The sequence below is a fragment of the Marinactinospora thermotolerans DSM 45154 genome (assembly GCF_900167435.1).
GTDB lineage: Bacteria > Actinomycetota > Actinomycetes > Streptosporangiales > Streptosporangiaceae > Marinactinospora > Marinactinospora thermotolerans.
Map to the genome: position 1 here is coordinate 95469 of NZ_FUWS01000003.1, position 17524 is coordinate 112992.

At 72.2% G+C, this 17524-nt stretch carries 19 protein-coding genes; 2 read left to right on the forward strand and 17 right to left on the reverse strand.

The genetic code is table 11. The annotated features are described in order from the left end of the window. Positions 1 to 84: 84 nt before the first annotated feature. From B5D66_RS05995 to B5D66_RS06015, 6 genes are all read right to left on the reverse strand, one after another. Positions 85 to 393: a DUF1416 domain-containing protein gene (locus tag B5D66_RS05995; RefSeq protein WP_078760633.1), complete on the reverse strand. Its 309-nt coding sequence runs from the start codon at positions 391 to 393 to the stop codon at positions 85 to 87. Then, positions 390 to 1229: a sulfurtransferase gene (locus B5D66_RS06000; RefSeq protein WP_078760634.1), complete on the reverse strand. Its 840-nt coding sequence runs from the start codon at positions 1227 to 1229 to the stop codon at positions 390 to 392. The genes B5D66_RS05995 and B5D66_RS06000 overlap by 4 nt, the downstream gene beginning before the upstream one ends. Positions 1230 to 1711: 482 nt before the next feature. Further along, the gene (locus B5D66_RS26530) at positions 1712 to 1837 is read right to left on the reverse strand and encodes a putative leader peptide (RefSeq protein WP_394330034.1); all 126 of its coding nucleotides are present in this window, start codon (positions 1835 to 1837) and stop codon (positions 1712 to 1714) included. 33 nt (positions 1838 to 1870) lie between these two features. Further along, positions 1871 to 2191, reverse strand: coding sequence for a thioredoxin family protein (locus B5D66_RS06005; protein WP_078760635.1), 321 nt, complete (start codon positions 2189 to 2191; stop codon positions 1871 to 1873). A gap of 106 nt (positions 2192 to 2297) precedes the next feature. Then, positions 2298 to 2987 (reverse strand): LmeA family phospholipid-binding protein, encoded by a 690-nt coding sequence (locus tag B5D66_RS06010; protein WP_078760636.1) that lies wholly within the window; start codon positions 2985 to 2987, stop codon positions 2298 to 2300. Positions 2988 to 3188: 201 nt separating this feature from the next. Beyond that, the gene (locus tag B5D66_RS06015; RefSeq protein ID WP_078760637.1) at positions 3189 to 4361 is read right to left on the reverse strand and encodes a putative quinol monooxygenase; all 1173 of its coding nucleotides are present in this window, start codon (positions 4359 to 4361) and stop codon (positions 3189 to 3191) included. A gap of 262 nt (positions 4362 to 4623) precedes the next feature. On the opposite strand from B5D66_RS06015, the gene B5D66_RS06020 reads away from it, so the two are divergent. Next, positions 4624 to 5415, forward strand: coding sequence for an HAD family hydrolase (locus B5D66_RS06020; RefSeq protein WP_078760638.1), 792 nt, complete (start codon positions 4624 to 4626; stop codon positions 5413 to 5415). Positions 5416 to 5455: 40 nt separating this feature from the next. Here B5D66_RS06020 and B5D66_RS06025 read toward each other — a convergent pair whose 3' ends face one another. The 5 genes from B5D66_RS06025 to hemL all read right to left on the reverse strand — a co-directional run bounded on the left by B5D66_RS06025 (position 5456) and on the right by hemL (position 10019). Further along, positions 5456 to 6466 carry an NAD-dependent epimerase/dehydratase family protein gene (locus B5D66_RS06025; RefSeq protein ID WP_078760639.1) on the reverse strand — a complete coding sequence of 337 codons (1011 nt, stop codon included), beginning with the start codon at positions 6464 to 6466 and terminating at the stop codon, positions 5456 to 5458. Between the two features lie 202 nt (positions 6467 to 6668). Then, entirely contained in the window at positions 6669 to 6767 is a 99-nt protein-coding gene (locus tag B5D66_RS06030; RefSeq protein WP_078760640.1) for a 30S ribosomal protein bS22, read from the reverse strand. A gap of 220 nt (positions 6768 to 6987) precedes the next feature. Continuing rightward, on the reverse strand, positions 6988 to 7623 hold the full coding sequence (locus B5D66_RS06035; protein WP_078760641.1) for a histidine phosphatase family protein: 636 nt from the start codon (positions 7621 to 7623) through the stop codon (positions 6988 to 6990). Further along, positions 7583 to 8605, reverse strand: a complete 1023-nt coding sequence (locus tag B5D66_RS06040; RefSeq protein WP_078760642.1) for a LysR family transcriptional regulator — start codon at positions 8603 to 8605, stop codon at positions 7583 to 7585. Before B5D66_RS06040 ends, B5D66_RS06035 begins: the two co-directional genes overlap by 41 nt. 118 nt (positions 8606 to 8723) lie before the next feature. Further along, entirely contained in the window at positions 8724 to 10019 is a 1296-nt protein-coding gene (gene hemL / locus B5D66_RS06045; RefSeq protein WP_078760643.1) for a glutamate-1-semialdehyde 2,1-aminomutase, read from the reverse strand. 123 nt (positions 10020 to 10142) lie between these two features. Between hemL and rraA the strand changes: the two genes are divergently transcribed. Further along, positions 10143 to 10631 (forward strand): ribonuclease E activity regulator RraA, encoded by a 489-nt coding sequence (gene rraA, locus B5D66_RS06050; protein ID WP_078760644.1) that lies wholly within the window; start codon positions 10143 to 10145, stop codon positions 10629 to 10631. A 9-nt stretch (positions 10632 to 10640) separates the two neighbouring features. Here the strand turns inward: rraA and B5D66_RS06055 are convergent, their stop codons facing one another. The 6 genes from B5D66_RS06055 to B5D66_RS06080 all read right to left on the reverse strand — a co-directional run bounded on the left by B5D66_RS06055 (position 10641) and on the right by B5D66_RS06080 (position 17346). After that, positions 10641 to 11303 carry a bifunctional DNA primase/polymerase gene (locus B5D66_RS06055; protein WP_078760645.1) on the reverse strand — a complete coding sequence of 221 codons (663 nt, stop codon included), beginning with the start codon at positions 11301 to 11303 and terminating at the stop codon, positions 10641 to 10643. A gap of 94 nt (positions 11304 to 11397) precedes the next feature. Next, entirely contained in the window at positions 11398 to 12381 is a 984-nt protein-coding gene (gene hemB / locus B5D66_RS06060) for a porphobilinogen synthase (RefSeq protein ID WP_078760646.1), read from the reverse strand. Positions 12382 to 12422: 41 nt separating this feature from the next. Beyond that, positions 12423 to 14108, reverse strand: a complete 1686-nt coding sequence (locus B5D66_RS06065) for a bifunctional uroporphyrinogen-III C-methyltransferase/uroporphyrinogen-III synthase (RefSeq protein ID WP_078760647.1) — start codon at positions 14106 to 14108, stop codon at positions 12423 to 12425. 59 nt (positions 14109 to 14167) lie between these two features. After that, on the reverse strand, positions 14168 to 15115 hold the full coding sequence (gene hemC, locus B5D66_RS06070; RefSeq protein ID WP_078760648.1) for a hydroxymethylbilane synthase: 948 nt from the start codon (positions 15113 to 15115) through the stop codon (positions 14168 to 14170). Positions 15116 to 15117: 2 nt separating this feature from the next. Further along, the gene (locus B5D66_RS06075) at positions 15118 to 16566 is read right to left on the reverse strand and encodes a glutamyl-tRNA reductase (RefSeq protein ID WP_078760649.1); all 1449 of its coding nucleotides are present in this window, start codon (positions 16564 to 16566) and stop codon (positions 15118 to 15120) included. A gap of 87 nt (positions 16567 to 16653) precedes the next feature. Next, on the reverse strand, positions 16654 to 17346 hold the full coding sequence (locus tag B5D66_RS06080) for a redox-sensing transcriptional repressor Rex (protein ID WP_144389988.1): 693 nt from the start codon (positions 17344 to 17346) through the stop codon (positions 16654 to 16656). Positions 17347 to 17524 lie beyond the last annotated feature (178 nt).

The following is a 17524-nucleotide window of genomic DNA, read 5'->3' on the forward strand; positions in this document are numbered from 1 at the left end:
GGACGGTGCCGCGGCCGCCCGCAGACACCGGACGCCGGCGGCACCGGGACCCGCTCCCGGTGCCGCCGGCGTCCGATGGGCCGTCTACGCCTGAACGGCCAGGTCGACGATCCTGCCGGTCTCGGCCTTCACCTCGTACTGGGCGGTGAACCCCTGGGAGGCCAGGACGCGCACCGTCCAGTCGCCGTCGGCGGCGAAGAAGCGGAACGTGCCCTCCTCGCCGGTGGCGACCTCGCCGACGAAGTCGCCCGAGGCGTTGAGCAGCCGCGCGTAGGCGCCGCTGAGCGGACGCCCGTCACGGGTGACCACCCCCTGGATGACCGCCTGGTCACCGGCGTTCACGTCGGCGAGGGCGACCCCTCCGACGGGAGCGCCGCAGCCGTTGTCGCTCACTTGGCCTCCCCCAACTCGACCGGGACGCCCACCAGCGACCCGTACTCGGTCCAGGAACCGTCGTAGTTCTTGACGTTGGACAGGCCCAGCAGCTCGTGCAGAGCGAACCAGGTGTGCGAGGAGCGCTCGCCGATGCGGCAGTAGGCGATGATGTCCTTGTCGAGGTCGACGCCCGCCTCGGTGTAGAGGGCGCGCAGCTCCTCCTCCGACTTGAAGGTGCCGTCCTCGTTGGCGGTCTTGGCCCACGGGATGTTGCGCGCGGTGGGGATGTGCCCCGGCCGCTGCGAGGTCTCCTGCGGCAGGTGCGCCGGCGCCAGCAGCTTGCCGACGAACTCGTCGGGCGAGCGGACGTCGACGAGGTCCTTCTTGCCGATCGCGTCGACCACCTCGTCGCGGAAGGCCCGGATCGAGGTGTCCTGCTCCTTGGCGGTGTACTGGGTGGCCGGCCGCTCGGGGACCTCCTCGACCAGCTCGCGGGAGTCGAGCTCCCACTTCTTGCGGCCACCGTCGAGCAGCTTCACGTCCTGGTGGCCGTAGAGCTTGAAGTACCAGTAGGCGTAGGCCGCGAACCAGTTGTTGTTGCCCCCGTAGAGCACCACGGTGTGATCGTTGGCGATGCCACGCTCGGAGAGCAGCTTCTCGAAGCCGGTCTTGTCCACGAAGTCGCGGCGGACCGGGTCCTGGAGGTCCTTCTTCCAGTCGATCTTGATGGCGTTGCGGATGTGGCCCTTGTCGTAGGCCGACGTGTCCTCGTCCACCTCGACGAGGACGACGTTCGCGTCGTCCAGGTGAGCCTCCACCCAGTCGGCGTCGACCAGGACGTCGGAGCGGCTCATGGGAACCTCCTTGTTTGGTTTGCGGGTCGTGCTACGTCACGGGGAAGCCGTCCGCCCACCCTCATCCGGTGTGCCTCGCGGAGGCGACGGCGCTCGGGGCGGGGGACGGCTCGCGCCGCCGGCGGGAACCGGAGGTCGCGAAGGCGGGAGGCAGAGCGGCCGGGCGACCGGCGGAAGCAGCCCACGGGGGACACGGCACGCGGGCGGGGAACGCCGCCCCAGCGGACGGCGCCCGCCTGGCGTGGGGAAGGAGGGCGAGGACCGGCGCCCCGGCCGTGTTCCCGCCGACCGGCCGCGCGGTCCTGCCGGTGGGCAGGGCTGTGGCCGGGAGGGTGGTGACGACGGCTGCGGGGGGACGCTGACCTCTGGGGTCGACCTTCATCGTGGTTCCCAGGTGCGTGAGCGGTGCTGAGGGATGTGGAGCGCACCCGTTGCGGGGTGCGGTCGCTTCCGTGGGGCGCGTACGGCGCCGTGGGCTCGCTCTACAGGGCAGCGCGACAGAGCGCGGTGGCGACGCGGCAGAAATCGACCGCGCGTCGCTTCGTCAAAAGCGCGTCTGTCAGGAAGGTCACGGTGACGATCGTACGGCGTGGGCCGCGGGATGTCACGGGTGCGCTAATTCACAGTGGCCGGGACCGGGGTCAGGGGATCGCGGCACCGAGCGCGGCGATGACGTCGGCCTTGCGAGGGGTACCGCTCGCCTGGCGGACGATCCGGCCCCCGGCGTCCAGGACGAGGACCGTGGGGGTGCGATCGACGCCGAGACGCCGGACGAGCTCAAGGTGGGACTCGGCGTCGATCTCGACGTGGGCCACCCCCTGGACGAGGGCGGCGACATCGGCGAGGATCCGCCGGGTCGCCCGGCAGGGCTGGCAGAAGGCGGTGGAGAACTGGACGAGCGTGGCGCGCTCTCCGAGCGGCGCGCCGAGCTCCGCCGCGCCGAGGAGGCCTTCCCCGGTCATGGCCGTCCCCTCCGATCGTGTCCACGCCGGCCGTCCGCCCGCCGTCCCCGCACAGACGGCGGGGACGGCTCCCGCGGGCCCGCGGGGCCCGCGAACCGGGCCGGGGTCAGCCCTGTCCCCCGCCGCCGGTGATCGGGATGTCGCTGCCCTCGCCGGACAGTTCGACCCCGTTGGGCAGGGCCTCGACCCCGGTGATCTGGAAGTCGAAGGGCAACGGGGGAACGGCGACCGTCAGCGAGAGCCGCTCGGCGACGGAACCGAGGTCGATCTGGTTGCCGCCGGCGGAGACGTTGGTCGGGGTCATCGTCAGCGTGTCACCGTCGATGGTGATCTCGATGTCGCTCTCGATCGGGATGCTGAACCCTCCGACGGCGAGGTCGCCGGTGATGCGGGGGGTCCCGTTGTCGGTCTCGACGACGATGCCCTCGGGCAACCGCTTCTGCAGCTCGCTGTAGGGGAGCATGACCTTGGCCTGTCCCTGTTCCGCGGTCACCTGGGGGGTGGAGAGCAGGTCGGCCAATGGCGCCTGGACGCCGGTGAAGGTCGCGTCGACGCGCTCAAGCTGGACGTCGTTGACGGTCATCGCTCCGGTGACGATGTTGATCTCGGAGTACTCGCCACCGAAGAACTGGGTCAGGAAGGGGAAGCCACCGATGGTGACCTCGGGCTCCGAGGCCAGCTCGTACTGCTGGCTGACCCGCTTGGCGATCTCGCTCTGCGCGGCGTGGTGCAGGCCTCGATCAGCGGCCACCAGGACGACCAGCAGAAAGATCAGGAAGACGAGGAACTTTCGCATCGGGCTTCCAGCACACTCCGGTTGATTGCGGTGAACCGTCGGGGTCGTGTGTGACCTCGCGCCGGCGGCCCCGCCGGGACGGCGTCAGAACGGACGACCGGGTCGAACAACAGGAAGCGTACTTCAAACATCCGCTTTCGCTGTTTTCCGGTCTCTTTTCCCAGGGAACTCCGAGCGAACTCCCCGCAACGCCACGGAGACTCAGCGCGGCATCAGCATGCCCGCCAGGTTGTCGGCCGCCGAAGCCCCGGACAGGGCGAGCTCGATCACGTTCGTCGCCACGACGTGGGGGGCCCGCCGGCGCTCGAACTCCAGGACGTGCGGCTGCTGCTCGTGCTCCTCGTAGGCGAGCTGATCGCGGTAGATCGCGTAGACGATGCGCTGTGACGGCGCGCTGGGCACCGTGTGGCAGGCGAACAGCAGGGTGTCCGGCTCGTGCCGCGCGACCTCCTCGACGACCTCGTCCGCGCAGTCGTCGAAGGCGTCACCATGCCCCTCGGCCAGGGTGTAGATGGTGATGATCCCGCGGAGCCGGGAGGGACGCGGCGGCGGCGCGGGCTCGGGGTCGTCGTAGTCGGCGCCGCGGCGTTTGCGTCGCACGTCATCCTCCTCGGTGTCGAAAGGTTCGTCTTCTTCGTCGTCGAATCCGTCGTCCTCGCGCGCGGCGCGGGACCCCGCGGAACGACGCCCCCGGCGGCGGCCGTGGTTCCGGTCGCGCGGCGGGGAGACCGCCCGGGTGAGCGTCCCCCACACACAGGCGACCGCGCCCACCAGCAGGAGCTGGCCGAGGATGTCCAGACCGAAGCGGCTGACGAGCACCTCGAGCAGCACCGCCGCGCCCGCCAACCCCACCACCGACAGCCGGTGCCGGGCCGCGCGCGGGCGATCGCGCAGGTCCCGCGCCACCACGATCGCACAGGTGAGAACCGCGATGAGGGCGAACCCGTGAACCAGGGCCAGGGCCGTCATGGGGATGACGTCGTAGTGGTCCGACGCCGCGGGATAGCCGTTGTCGTACCGGCCGCGCAGCCGGTCCAGGATCAAGATGACCAACGGCACGATCGTCAACGTCGTGACGACCAGCCGGACCCCGAACCTCGCGCGGGCGGACCCGATCGCGTACTCCACGGCCCCCCACCCCAGCAACAGCGGGCCGAGCAGCCCCACACCGATCTGGAAGATGCGGAAGGTGACCTCGGAGAAGTCGAGCAGCGCGCCCGGGAAGGCCGCGCTCAACGCGATCGTGACGGCTAGAGCCGAGCCCGTCCACGCCCACGCATGCAGGCTCGGGTTTCGGTGACAACGCGCAGCCAGCGCCGCGGTGGCGCTCCAGGCCACCAGGGCGCAGACGAAAGCTAGTCCTACCTCGACCATCCCGCTAATGATGCTGCACTTTCGGGCCACAATGCGCACGAACGGGGAGCCGAGCCTGACCGAACGGGCGAATCCCGCTGGCACACGGCCCCCTACCCGGGAGAGGATGTGAGTTACCTCACGAGATGATCCGCCTCTTCGCGACCACGCCGTCGCCACCCCACGGGAGCCTTAGGCTCGGAGCATGTGGGGCCATCTCCGACGCCGTGACAACGGCCGCGCCACTCTCGCTGGTCGAGCAGCCGCAGCGGCTGCTGAGGCGATGCTGGACGATCCGCCCCTCCGGGCAGCCGGGGGATCCGCGGCGTTCTTCGACGTCGACAACACGCTCATGCGCGGTGCGTCCATCTACCACTTCGCCCGCGGCCTGGCCGCGCGGGACCTGTTCACAACACGCGACCTGCTGCGTTTCGCCTGGGGCCAGATGGTGTTCCGGGTCAGCGGGAACGAGCGGGCCGGGCACATCAACGCCGCGCGCGAGGCCGCGCTAGCCTTCGTCGCGGGCCACAAGGTCGACGACCTCGTCTCGCTGTGCGAGGAGATCTACGACGACACGATGGCCGACCGGATCTGGGAGGGCGCCCGCGCCCTGGTCCAACGGCACCTGCGGGCCGGCCGGCGGGTCTGGCTGGTCACGGCCACGCCCGTGGAACTCGCCGACATCATCAAACGGCGCCTGGGGCTCACCGGCGCGCTCGGCACCGTCGCCGAATCGGTGGACGGGGTCTACACGGGCCGGCTGGTCGGCGACCTCCTGCACGGTCCGGCCAAGGCCGAAGCGGTGCGCGCCCTGGCCGAGCACGAGAAGCTCGACCTCGAATCGTGCACGGCCTACAGCGACTCCTACAACGACCTGCCGCTGCTGTCCCTGGTGGGCCACCCCAACGCCGTCAACCCCGACGACGACCTGCGCGGGCACGCCGCGCGCAACGGCTGGCCGGTACACGAGTTCCGCACGCACCGCAGGGCCCTGCGGGTGGGCGTGCCGGCGGCCTTCGCCGGCGCCGTGGCCGGCGGGGTCGCGGTCGGCATGGCCCGCCGCCGCCGCGTCTGAGCGCCGCCCCGCGGTCGCGGGGCGGCCCGTCTCCGCGGGGTCAGCGGCCGACGACGCCGCGGACGCGATGGGTCATCTGGCCGATGAGGCGGGTGGGGGTCCGGGCCGACGGCACCCGTTCGGCCACGAAGGAGTCGAACGCCTCCTGCGAGGAGTAGCTCGGCGACCACTCCAGGGCCCGTTCCAGCTTGCCCGAATCGAGCACCCGGCCCGAACAGAGCAGGCGCAGGTGGTCGGGGGAGTAGTCGAGCCGGGCCCGGCGGGCCAGGCTGTCGAACACCCGTAGCCCGCCCGCGGGAACCGGGAACTCCGGCCGGCCCGCGCGACGCAGACACTGCGACAGCGGAATCGCGCCGGGCGCGGCGACGTTGAAGGTGCCCTCGCCGTCGCTCGTCGCCATCCGGCGGAGGGCCTCGACCCCGTCGTCCTCGTGGAGGAACTGCATGCGGGGATCGTGTCCTCGGAGCGTGGGAACGATCCGCAGGCCCAGGTAACGGGTGAGGGGGGTCTCGACGGACGGCCCCATGAGGTTGGCGAACCGCAGCACCGCGACGGAGATGTCGGGGCGGCGCCGCACCAGGCCGCGCACGTGCCGTTCGAGTTCGACCGCGTCCTTGGCGTATCCGGGCCGCAGCACCTGCTGCGCCTCGGCCTCCTCGGTGCACACCTCGGGGCCGCACGAGGAGGGGCCGTAGACCGCCGCGCTGGAGCGGACCACCAGACGGTCCACCTTCGCGGAGCGTTGGCAGGCGGCGAGCACCTGGAGGGAACCGAGGGCGTTGTTCTCACGGAACGGCCGGCCCGCCGTGTCGCGCGGCGCCGTCGCCAGGCCCAGGTGCAGGACCGTGTCGGCGCCCGAATCGCTCACCACCGCGTTGACACTGCCATCGTGCGGATCGGCCCGAACGAACTCGGCCCCTCCCAGGAGGGGATGGGGCCGGGCGGAATCCACACCGATCACCCGGTCGACACCGGGATCGGCCTGGAGGGCGTTCGCGACGCGGGCCCCCAAGTACCGGGAGACCCCGGTAACGAGTACGACGCGAGCCATGTCGACTCGCCTCCTTAGGCGTTCTCACTGCGGGGAGGTAGGTGTCTCCGCCTCGGTCTCGGACAGGGCCGGCGCGGCGGGGACGGACCCGGGCGGCGCGTACCGCACCCCCATGGCCCGCGATCCCGGCGCGCCCCGCTGCCACGGGGCCCCTGCGCGCGGGCGCGGAGCGGGCCCACGGCACGTCGGCGGAGAGGGGCGCCTACTTCTTGTTGCGACGCGCGATGCGGGTCTTCTTCAGCAGCTTGCGGTGCTTCTTCTTCGCCATGCGCTTGCGGCGCTTCTTGATGACGGAACCCATGGGATCACCTCTTGAACGCGATGAAAGAGACATGACGGCGGAGCGCGGGCGGGAAGGCCCGTCCAGCCGTCCTGTGACTGCGGCGGCACGTCACCGTAGGGGACATGGCGCGGCAGATGGGCGGACACGGCCGGAGGGGACGCGCCACCCAACGAGCTAGCCTACCCTCTCGGGCAATCGGACGGACGCGCGTAGGGGAAACGTCACCCGCCCGGGCGGTCTAGGCGCCGGGGACGCTGGCCCGGCCGGTGTAGAGCTCGGCGGCCGGCTCGCTGTAGCCGACGCTGACCAGCCGGTAGTCCTCGAAGGTCAACGACGTGACGCTGGCGAGGTTGCACTGCCGGCGGTCGGGACGGTGCCACAGCCGCTGCCCCTCGGAGGCGCGGCGCGCCATCCAGATCGGCAGCTGGTGACTGACGCACACCGCCTCGCCGCCCCAGGCCTCGCGGCGGACCTGCTTGATGACCTCGACCATGCGCGCCACGATCGTCGTGTAGGACTCGCCCCACGACGGCAGGAACGGGTTGTAAAGCCGCCGCCAGGTGCGCGGGTCCGCCATCGCGCGCGACGTGAACGGTTTGCCCTGGAAGCTGTTGCCGGCCTCGATCAGCCGGTCGTCGAGCTGGATCGGCAATCCGAACCCGTCGGCCAGGGGCTCCGCGGTCTCCTGGGCGCGCTCCAGCGGGGAGGAGTAGAGCACCTTCAGGTCACGGCCCGCAAACCACTTCGCGGCCAGCTCCGCCATGCGACGGCCTCGCTCGCTGAGGTGGAAGTCCGGAAGCCGGCCGTAGAGGACCCCCGCGGGGTTGTGCACTTCACCATGCCGCAGCAGGTGGACGACGGTGGTCGTGGACATCGTGCGGAACCGTTTCCCTTTCGGTGTGCTTCACGCCCTCTGAGTGGGGTGGCGGCGGTCCGGCCGGAACCGGCCGCGCGCCCTCAACCGTACCGACCGCGGCGCGCAGTGCGGCAACCACGGCCTGGACCGCGGGGCGTCGCCCCGCCTCCGAACGCCATACCGCGTACAACCGTCGCACCAACGTGGGCCGCACCGGGACGGTGACGAGGCCGTCGGGCAGCCGGCCCCGGCCCAGCCGGGGCAGGACCGCGACGCCCAGGCCGGCCGCGACCAGTTCGAGCTGGGTCGGGTACTCCGTCGAGTAGTGGGCGATCTCGGGTTCGACGCCCGCCTCGCGCAGCATCCCGACGAGCCAGTCGTGGCATATGTCACCGCTGGGCGCCGCGATCCACTTCTCGGTGGCGAGCTCGGCGAAGGCCAACGACGGGCGTCCGGCCAGCGGATGGGAGGCGGGCAGCGCGATCTCGGCGGGATCGTCGAGGAGGTGGACGCGCTCCAGTCCCTCGGGGAGGGGCAGGGGGGAGTTACGCCAGTCGTGCACGATGGTGAGGTCGTACTCGCCGCGCAGCATCCGGGGCAGCGACGTCTTGGGAACGGTCTCGTGGAGTCTGACGGTGAGCCGGGGGTGATGGGTGGCGAGGTCGCGCACCACCCTCGGGAGCAGTCCCCGCGAGACCGTGGCGGGCGCGGCGATCCCGATCTGGCCGACCACGCTGCCGCGCTGGGCCTCCAGGTCGGCCTCGGCCTCGGTGACCAGTCTGAGGATGCGTTCGGCGTGGCCGACGAGCAGCCAGGCGGCGTCGGTGAGCCGCACGCCGCGTCCGTTGCGCTCCAGCAGGCACGAGGAGGTCTCGCGCTCCAGTTTCGCGATCTGCTGTGAGACCGCGGAGGCGGTGATGCCGAGGGCGTCGGCCGCCGCGCTCACCGAGCCGTACTCGGCGATGGTGGTGAGGGCGCGCAGCCGATCGAGATCAAGCATGTCTCAATGCTAAAGAGTCCGTTAACGGTGATCTAGCGGAATCCGTAGCGTTTCTGTTCCTCCGCGATCTTCCGGGGCGACGGCCGGACGGGTCCGCCGCCCCGAGCCCACCGGATCGTCAGTCAGCCACCTGGGCGGCGGCCTTGGCCGCCGCGGGCAGGGCCGAGACGACCCGATCGATGGCCTCATCGTCGTGCGCCGCCGAGAAGAACCACGCCTCGAACGCCGCCGGCGGCAGGTAGACGCCCTGCTCCAGCATCGCGGTGAAGAACGCCGCGAAACGGCGGGTGTTCTGCGCGCGGGCGTCGTCGAAGTCGACCACCTCGTCGGCGGTGAAGAACACGGTGAAGAGGTTGCCGCCGTGCTGGATACGGTGCGGCACGCCGGCCGCGCTCAGCTCCGCGGCCACGGCCGCCGAGACCTGCTCGGCCACCCGGTCGATGTGGGCGTAGACCTCGGGGGTGGCGTTGCGCAGCGTCGCCAGGCCGGCCGCGGTGGCCAGCGGGTTGCCCGAGAGCGTGCCCGCCTGGTAGACGGGGCCGCTCGGGCTGAGCTGGTCCATCAGGTCGGCGCGCCCGCCGAACGCGGCGGCGGGCAGTCCGCCCCCCATCACCTTGCCGAAGGTCATCAGGTCGGGGGCGACCCCCTCAAGGCCGTACCACCCCGACGGGCTCACCCGGAAGCCGGTCAGCACCTCGTCGAGGACGAGGAGCGCGCCGTGCCGCGCGGTGATCTCCTTGAGCCTGGCGTTGAAACCGTCCTTGGGCGGCACGATGCCCATGTTCGCCGGGCACGCCTCGGCGATGACACAGGCGATCTCCTCGCCCGACTCGGCGAAGGCCCGCTCGACCGCCTCGATGTCGTTGTAGGGCAGCACGATCGTGTCGGCGGCGCTGGCGCCGGTGACACCCGGCGAGTCGGGCAGGGCGAACGTCGCGACACCCGAGCCCGCCGCGGCCAGCAGCGCGTCCACGTGTCCGTGGTAGTTGCCGGCGAACTTGACCACCTTGCTGCGCCCGGTCGCGCCGCGGGCCAGCCGGATCGCCGACATGGTGGCCTCGGTACCGGAGTTGACCAGCCGCACCTTCTCGACGGGGGTGCGGGAGACGATCTCCTCGGCCAGCTCGACCTCGCCCTTGGTCGGCGCGCCGTAGGAGGTGCCCTTGGCCGCCGCGGTGGCGAGCGCCTCGACGACGGCCGGGTGCGCGTGGCCGAGGATCAGCGGCCCCCACGAGCAGATGAGGTCGACGTAGCGGTTGCCGTCGACGTCGGTGAGGTAGGCCCCCTCGCCCGACGCCATGAACGGCGGGGTCCCGCCCACCGCGCCGAAGGCCCGGACCGGGGAGTTCACCCCTCCCGGCACGACCGCGCTCGCGCGCTGGAACAGGTCGGTTGAAATCTGATGAGTACCCACCCCTCCAGTGTGGCAGTTACCTGCGAAAGCGCGCGCCCCGTCCCCAGGGGCCGGGGTCGCCGCGGCCGGTCACGCGGGCCCGGATAGGTTGGGGCCCCGTCGTCCCGACACGAGGGAGCCACCATGGCCGAGGTGCCCGCGACCGCCGACCTGATCGACGCCCACGGCGACCTGCTCGCGAGCTGCGAGACGCAGCTCCGCCAGTTCGGCGCGCGCCGCGCCTTCCAGGGCACGATCGTCACCGTCACCTGCCGCGAGGACAACGCGCTGGTGAAGCGGCTACTGGGCACTCCCGGCCAGGGCCGGGTGCTGGTGGTGGACGGCGGGGGATCGCTGCGCAGCGCGCTCATGGGAGACCTCATCGCCGCGTCGGCCGCGCGCAACGGCTGGGCGGGGGTGGTCATCAACGGCGCCGTGCGGGACACCGCTCAACTGGCCCACATCGACCTGGGGATCAAGGCGCTGGGCAGCAACCCTCGCAAGTCGGCCAAGACCGGCGCCGGAGCGGTGGACGTGCCGGTGGCGTTCGGCGGGGTCGTGTTCGACCCGGGGGCCTGGCTGTGCAGCGACGAGGACGGAATCGTCGTGGCCGCCGAGAAACCGGGCGCCTGAACGCCCCGGTCAGGCGGTGAACTCCTCGCAGGCGTCGGCGAGGACGTCGAGGACGGGGATCGGGTCGGGCAGGGCGATGGCCGCGCCGTCGGCGACCGGTGAGCGGATCCAGGCGACCTGGCCGCCGGAGGGCAGCCGCGAGGGAGGCGCCGGCACGTAGCTGTCCCGGCAGTGCCACCGCAGGCCCGGCGTCTCCTCGACGGTCTCGGGCACGCAGTCGAGGTGACAGGACCACCACTCGTCCTCGTCCACCGGCGACCGCGTGGCCACGAAGAAGAGATAGCGCCGGGCCTCGACCGCCGCCACCGGGCCGGCCGCCACACCGGCACGGTCCATCCGGGCCAGCGCCATGATCCCGGCGCCCGCGGGAACGTCGAAGACGTCGAAGACCCGTCCGGTGGGCAGGATGATGTTGGCGTCGGGGGTGGCGTTCCACCAGCGGGTGATGCGAGCGGGGTCGGTCGTCGCCTCCATGGCCCAGGCCGCCGACATCGGATGGGCGCCCGGGTCGGGGCAGCCCAGCCGGTCACAGGCACAGGCCCGACCGTTGTCCTGCGCCGGCCGCGCCCCACGGCACACCGGCCACCCCAGCGCGGCGTACTCCAGCGCCGCGCCGAGCCCGCTGCTCGCGGTCTGCCTCCGGCGTTTGCGCCGGCTGAGCACGTCTACCACGTTTCCCCCTTGGTCCGGTTCGCGGTGCGGAGTCGATGGTGTTGCCTCCCCGCACCCGGCCCCGGCCCGATTGGGAGAACACCGTTGTCACGGATCAGCGCAGAAGGCGCGCGGCCTCGGTGGCCCAATAGGTGAGGATCTGGTGGGCGCCGGCCCTCCGATAGGAGGTGAGCGTCTCCAAGATGACCCGTTCGCGGTCCAGCCACCCGTTGGCCGCGGCGGCCTCGACCATGGCGTACTCGCCGCTGACCTGGTAGGCCGAAACGGGCACGGTGACCGACTCGGCGACCTTGGCGACGATGTCGAGATAGGCCAGGCCCGGCTTCACCATGACCATGTCGGCGCCCTCGGCGATGTCCAGCTCGACCTCGCGCAGCGCCTCGCGGGCGTTGGCCGGGTCCTGCTGGTAACGGGTGCGGTCGCCGAACTGGGGCGCCCCCTCGGCGGCCTCGCGGAAGGGCCCGTAGAAGGCCGAGGCGTACTTGGCGGCGTAGGCGAGGATCGGGACGTTGGTGTAGCCGGCCCTGTCCAGCGCGGTGCGGATGGCGGCGACCTGGCCGTCCATCATGCCGCTGGGCGCGACGACGTCCACCCCCGCGGCGGCCTGGGCCACCGCGATGGAGGCGTAACGCTCCAGCGTCGCGTCGTTGTCGACATCGCCGGAGGGCGTGAGCAGGCCGCAATGGCCGTGCGAGGTGTACTCGTCCAGGCACAGGTCGGCCATGATCACGATCTCACCGCCGAGGTCGGCCGACAGGTCGCGCAGCGCCTTTTGGACGATGCCCGCGGGGTCGTCGGCGGCCGAGCCGCGCTCGTCCTTCACCTCGGGGACACCGAACAGCATGAGGCCGCCGACCCCCGCCTCGGCCGCCTCGTGGGCGGCCTTGCGCAGGCTGTCGCGCGTGTGCTGGACGACGCCCGGCATCGACGACACCGGGTTGGGCGTGTCGATGCCCTCCTTGACGAACATCGGCAGGATCAGGTCGGCCGGGGCGACCCGGGTCTCGGCCACGAGCCTGCGCAGCGCCGGCGTGCTGCGCAGCCGGCGGGGCCGGGCCGCGGGGAAGCGTGCGGTCATGTCGGGCGACTCCCTGGTGGGCTGGTCGGTGGTGCGGCGGGTCAGGCGAGCTTGCGCCGACGGCCGCGCCGCTTCTGGCTGGGCCGGAGCACGGGCTTGCCGTCCCGGATCGCGGCTTCGCGCTGAGCCGCACCGTACTCCGAAAGGGCCGCGGCGAGGGCCGAAACCGAGGTCTTGGGGGCGACCACGTCGACACGCAGCCCGTACTCCTCGGCCGTCTTGGCGGTCTCGGGGCCGATGACGGCGATGACCGTGGTCGCGTGCGGCTTGCCCGCGATGCCGACGAGGTTGCGCACCGTCGAGGAGGAGGTGAACAGCACCGCGTCGAAACCGCCCCCCTTGATGGCCTCGCGGATCGGCGCGGGCGGCGGCGCCGCGCGCACCGTCCGGTAGGCGGTGACGTCGTCCACCTCCCAGCCGAGGTCGGCCAGGCCGGCGGCGAGGGTCTCGGTGGCGATGTCGGCACGCGGCAGGAGCACGCGCTCGATCGGGTCGAGCTCGGCGTCGTAGGGCGGCCAGACCTCGACCAGTCCGGCGCCGGACTGACGGTCCTCCGGCGGCATGAGGTCGGGCTGGATGCCGAACGCGCGCAGCGCGGCGGCGGTCTGCTCACCCACGGCCGCGACCTTCACACCGGCAAACGCCCGCGCGTCCAGACCGTATTCCTCGAACCGCTCCCGGATCGCCTTGACCGCGTTGACCGAGGTGAACGCCACCCACTGGTAACGGCCGGTCACCAGGCCGCGGACGGCCCGCTCCATCTGCTGCGGGGTGCGCGGCGGCTCCACGGAGATGGTGGGGACCTCCTCGGGCACCGCGCCGTAGCCGCGCAGTTGCTCCGACAGGCTGGCGGCCTGCTCCTTGGTGCGGGGGACGAGCACCCGCCATCCGAACAGGGGGCGGGTCTCGAACCACGAGATGCGCTCCTGGCCGCGCACGCCCTCACCGACGACCATCAGCGCCGGCTTGGTGATGTTGTTGCCCTTGGCGTCGGCGGCCTTGAGGTCGGCGGTGAGGCGGGCCAGCGTGGACACGACGGTGCTCTGCGCCGTGGTGGTCCCCATCCGGGTGACGGCGACCGGGGTGGTGTCGGGGCGGCCACCGGCGATGAGCGCCTTGCACACGCGGTCGAAGCCGGGCCCCGTGGCCTGCGGGTCCTCGTCATCGGGGGCGTCGGGGAACATCACCACGAGCGTGGCCTCCCCCTCGGCCGCCCTCTCCCAGTCGGGGCCGGGCTCCCGGGCGTCGAGGACGCGCAGCTCGCCGACCCCGCGCGGCAGCAGCGGAACGCCGGCGTAGGTGGGGACGGCGGTGACCGAGGACAGGCCCGCGGCGATCTCGAACTCGACGCCGGCTTCGCGGCAGGCGTCGGCGAGCTCGGCGCCACGGCAGCCCAGCAGCGGATCGCCGCTGTAGAGGCGGACGACGCGACGGCCGTCGCGGGCGTGGGCGAGCGCGAGCGCGTTGGCGTCGCCCCCGCACTCGGCCGGCTCGATGACCTGGACGTCGGGACGGCAGTGCGCCAACAGCGGTGAACGGTAGGCGGCCATCCTGGGGCCCGGCTCACGGATGGTGAAGACGACGTCGGCCCGCGCGAGCAGCGCGGCGGCGCGCAGCGTCAGCAGCTCGGGGTCTCCGGGCCCGGCCCCCACCAGGGCGACGTGCCCGGCGGCGGCCCCGGCGGGCGTCCCCGGGGTCTCTTCCGGGTTCTCGGTGTGCGGGTTCATCGCTCCTTGTTCCTCCTACCGACTCCCCCACCTGACGGGTGGGGCTGCGCGGCCAGTCGTCAGCGCCCCGCGGCGTCGGCCACGATGCGGTCGGCTCCCTGCGCGATCATCTCGGCCGCCAGCGAGCGGCCGAGGTGGGCGGCCGCGGCCGCGGCGGTGGGGAAGTCGGCGAGGCTCGCCTGTCCCCGGCGGCGGATGGACTGGCTGCCGTCGACCGCGACCACGGCGGCGTGCAGGACGATCTGGCCGTCGGCGCAGCGGGCGTAGGCCCCCACGGGGGCGGCGCAGCCGGCCTCCAGTTCGGCCAGGACGGTGCGCTCGGCGAGGACCGCGGCGCGGGTCTCGGCGTGGTCGACCGCGGTGAGGTAGGCCAGATCGCCGTCGATGTCGGCGGCCCGGCACTCCACGGCAAGCGCCCCCTGCCCGGGGGCGGGCAGCACCTGTCCGGGGTCGAACACGTCGGTGACGTCGTCGAGGCGGCCGACCCGGGTCAGGCCCGCGTAGGCCAGGACGACGGCGTCGAGCTCACCCGAGGCGACCTTGCCCAGACGGGTCTCGGCGTTCCCGCGGATGGGGACGTAGTCGAGGTCGGGGCGCAGCGCGGCGAGCTGGGCGACACGGCGCGGCGAACCCGTGCCCACCCGCGCTCCGGCGGGCAGGTCGGCGAACTTCAGGCCGTCCCGGGCGCACAGCGCGTCGCGGGGGTCGTCGCGCTCGGTGACGGCCGCGAGGGTGAGGCCGTCGGCGGGGGCGGTGGGCAGGTCCTTGAGGGAGTGCACCGCGAACTCGATGTTCCCGGCCAGCAGCTCGTCGCGCAGGGCGTTGACGAACACCCCGGTGCCGCCGAGCTGGGCCAGGTGGGCCTTGGTGACGTCACCGAAGCTGGTGATGAGCACGAGCTCGATCGAGACTCCGGTGCGCTCGGTGATGGTGTCGGCGACCATCTGCGACTGGGTGGTGGCCATGGTGCTGCGGCGGGTGCCGAGCCGGGCCGGTGCGGAGGTCATCTTCACTTCTCCTCGCCGACGGCGGGGTCGATCCGGGTGACCGCGTCGGGCGTTGCGGGGTCGAGGTCGAACAGTTCGCGCAGCGCCGCCTCATAGGAGTCGCCGTTGGGGCCGGCCGCGAGCTGCTTGACCCGGACGGTGGGCTGGTGCAGGAGCTTGTCGACGACGCGGCGCATGGCGTGGGTGATCTCGCCGCGGGCCTTGTCGTCGAGGTCGGGGAGGCGTCCCTGGAGGCGGGCCAGCTCGGTGTCGACGACGAGCCGGGCCTTGCTGCGCAGCGCGACGACCGTGGGCGCGACGAGCTCGGCGCGGCGGACCGACTGGTACTCGGCGACCTCCTCCTCGACGATGTCGCGGACCAGGGAGAGGTCGTCGGAGCGCCCGGAGGTGTCGTCGGCGCCCTCGGCGGCGGCGCGGCGCAGGTCCTCGATGTCGACCAGTTCGACGCCGGGCAGCTCGCGCACCGCCTCGTCGACGTCGCGCGGCAGGGCCAGGTCCAGGAAGACCAGCGGGCGGGCGCCGCGCCCGGCCAGGGTGGCCTCGACCTCGTCGCGGGTGAGCACCAGCCCCTGCGCGCCGGTGCAGGAGATGACCAGGTCGACGTCGGCGATCTGGGCCGCGGCGTCCTCGAACGGGACCGCGCGGCTGGCGATCGGCTCATAGGCCTCGGTGAGGCACTCGGCCAGCCGGGCGGCCCGTTCGAAGGTGCGGTTGGCCACCACCACGGAGCTCGCCCCCTGACGGGCGACGGTGTTGGCCGACAGCGCGCTCATCGAGCCGGCGCCCAGCACCAGGACGCGCCGGCCGGTGAGGGCCTGCGGCTGGGGAAGCGCGGCGGCGACGGCGTCGGCGGTGGAGGCGGCGTGGACCGGGCACCGCCCGCCGGTCGCGGCCGGGGCGGCGCCGGCGGCCGCGACCGGAAGGTGGCGCATGGCGACGGTCAGGCCGAGGGAGACCATGTCGGCCCCGGCGTGGTCGAGGTGGGTCTCGGTGTGGGCGCGCTTGCCGACGCGCAGGGCCCGCTGGCCGAGGTCGTTGAGGACCCGGCCGAGGGTCCCGCCCTGCTGCGCCTCCTTCAGGGCGGTGCGGACCTGTCCGAGGATCTGCCCCTCGCCGACGACCATGGAGTCCAGGCCGCAGGCGACGGAGAACAGGTGCTGGACGGCGCGCTCCTCGTAGTGGACGTAGAGGTGCTCGGTGAGTTCGCCCATGGACACGCCGGTGTGCCAGGAGAGCAGCTCGGAGATCGCGGTGACACCGGGGTGGAACTTGTCGACGTCGGCGTAGACCTCCATGCGGTTGCACGTGGCGACGATCATCACCTCGTTGACCGCGGAGGTGCCCACCATCTCGGACATGACCTTCAGGCGGGACTCCCCGCTCAACGCGACGCGCTCCAACAGCGCCACGGGCGAGCTGCGGTGGCTCAGCCCAACGGCGAGGACACTCATCTGCACTCCAAAGCAGGAACTACTGCTACGCTGCGCGCGGCGCGGCCGTGGTTGCCCGCGCGCGCGACGCTACGGCCATCGGTCATGTCATGCCTCCAGGGCCTCGATCCATTCGGGCCCTCCCCGGCCGTCGGCCTTCCGTTGCTCGTGGAAGGCCAGGATCTGAAGCTCGATCGACAAATCGACCTTACGCACATCCACGCCGTCCGGCACATTGAGGACCACCGGCGCGAAGTTGAGGACGCTGGTCACTCCCGCGCCGACGAATCGGTCGCAGACGCCCTGGGCGGCCGCCGCCGGCGTGGCGATGACCCCGATGGAGACGTGCTCACGCGCCACGACCTCCTCCAACGAGTCAATATGCCCTACGCGCAGGCCCGCGACGGCGTCTCCCACCACCGCGGGGTCGGCGTCGAGGAGGGCCGCGATGCGGAACCCGCGGGTCCCGAACCCCCCGTAGTTGGCCAGTGCGCGGCCGAGGTTGCCGACGCCGACGATCGCCACCGACCAGTCCTGGGTGAGACCAAGTTCACGGGAGATCTGGTAGATGAGGTACTCGACGTCGTAACCCACGCCACGGGTACCGTAGGAGCCGAGGTGCGACAGGTCCTTGCGGAGCTTGGCGGAGTTCACCCCCGCGACGGAGGCCAGCTCCTCGGACGAGACCGTGGGCGTGCCACGTTCGTCGAGCGCCTGCAGTGCCCTCAGGTACAGCGGGAGCCTCGCGACGGTCGCCTCCGGGATTCCCCTTTCCCGGGGCCGTGGTGGACGGCGGGTCACAGGCGTGCGCTCCTGGGCAACTGTCGGCGGTGCGGATGGTGTTCGGGCCGACATGGGTTCGATGCTCCCCTATAAGCACGCGTTCGACCCGTCGAGATCCCGGCCGGATGATGATTTGACCACCAGATTACGCCCTTGTGAATGTATGCACAAAGTGGGGTGGCCGTAGGGCCACCCG

Coding starts and splice junctions, on each gene's coding strand:
- B5D66_RS06000 (WP_078760634.1), bottom strand. CDS start 1,229: ATGAGCCGCTCCGACGTCCTGGTCGACGCCGACTGGGTGGAGGCTCAC.
- B5D66_RS06005 (WP_078760635.1), bottom strand. CDS start 2,191: ATGACCGGGGAAGGCCTCCTCGGCGCGGCGGAGCTCGGCGCGCCGCTC.
- B5D66_RS06010 (WP_078760636.1), bottom strand. CDS start 2,987: ATGCGAAAGTTCCTCGTCTTCCTGATCTTTCTGCTGGTCGTCCTGGTG.
- B5D66_RS06015 (WP_078760637.1), bottom strand. CDS start 4,361: ATGGTCGAGGTAGGACTAGCTTTCGTCTGCGCCCTGGTGGCCTGGAGC.
- B5D66_RS06020 (WP_078760638.1), top strand. CDS start 4,624: ATGCTGGACGATCCGCCCCTCCGGGCAGCCGGGGGATCCGCGGCGTTC.
- B5D66_RS06025 (WP_078760639.1), bottom strand. CDS start 6,466: ATGGCTCGCGTCGTACTCGTTACCGGGGTCTCCCGGTACTTGGGGGCC.
- B5D66_RS06030 (WP_078760640.1), bottom strand. CDS start 6,767: ATGGGTTCCGTCATCAAGAAGCGCCGCAAGCGCATGGCGAAGAAGAAG.
- B5D66_RS06035 (WP_078760641.1), bottom strand. CDS start 7,623: ATGTCCACGACCACCGTCGTCCACCTGCTGCGGCATGGTGAAGTGCAC.
- B5D66_RS06040 (WP_078760642.1), bottom strand. CDS start 8,605: ATGCTTGATCTCGATCGGCTGCGCGCCCTCACCACCATCGCCGAGTAC.
- rraA (WP_078760644.1), top strand. CDS start 10,143: ATGGCCGAGGTGCCCGCGACCGCCGACCTGATCGACGCCCACGGCGAC.
- hemB (WP_078760646.1), bottom strand. CDS start 12,381: ATGACCGCACGCTTCCCCGCGGCCCGGCCCCGCCGGCTGCGCAGCACG.
- B5D66_RS06065 (WP_078760647.1), bottom strand. CDS start 14,108: ATGAACCCGCACACCGAGAACCCGGAAGAGACCCCGGGGACGCCCGCC.
- hemC (WP_078760648.1), bottom strand. CDS start 15,115: ATGACCTCCGCACCGGCCCGGCTCGGCACCCGCCGCAGCACCATGGCC.
- B5D66_RS06075 (WP_078760649.1), bottom strand. CDS start 16,566: ATGAGTGTCCTCGCCGTTGGGCTGAGCCACCGCAGCTCGCCCGTGGCG.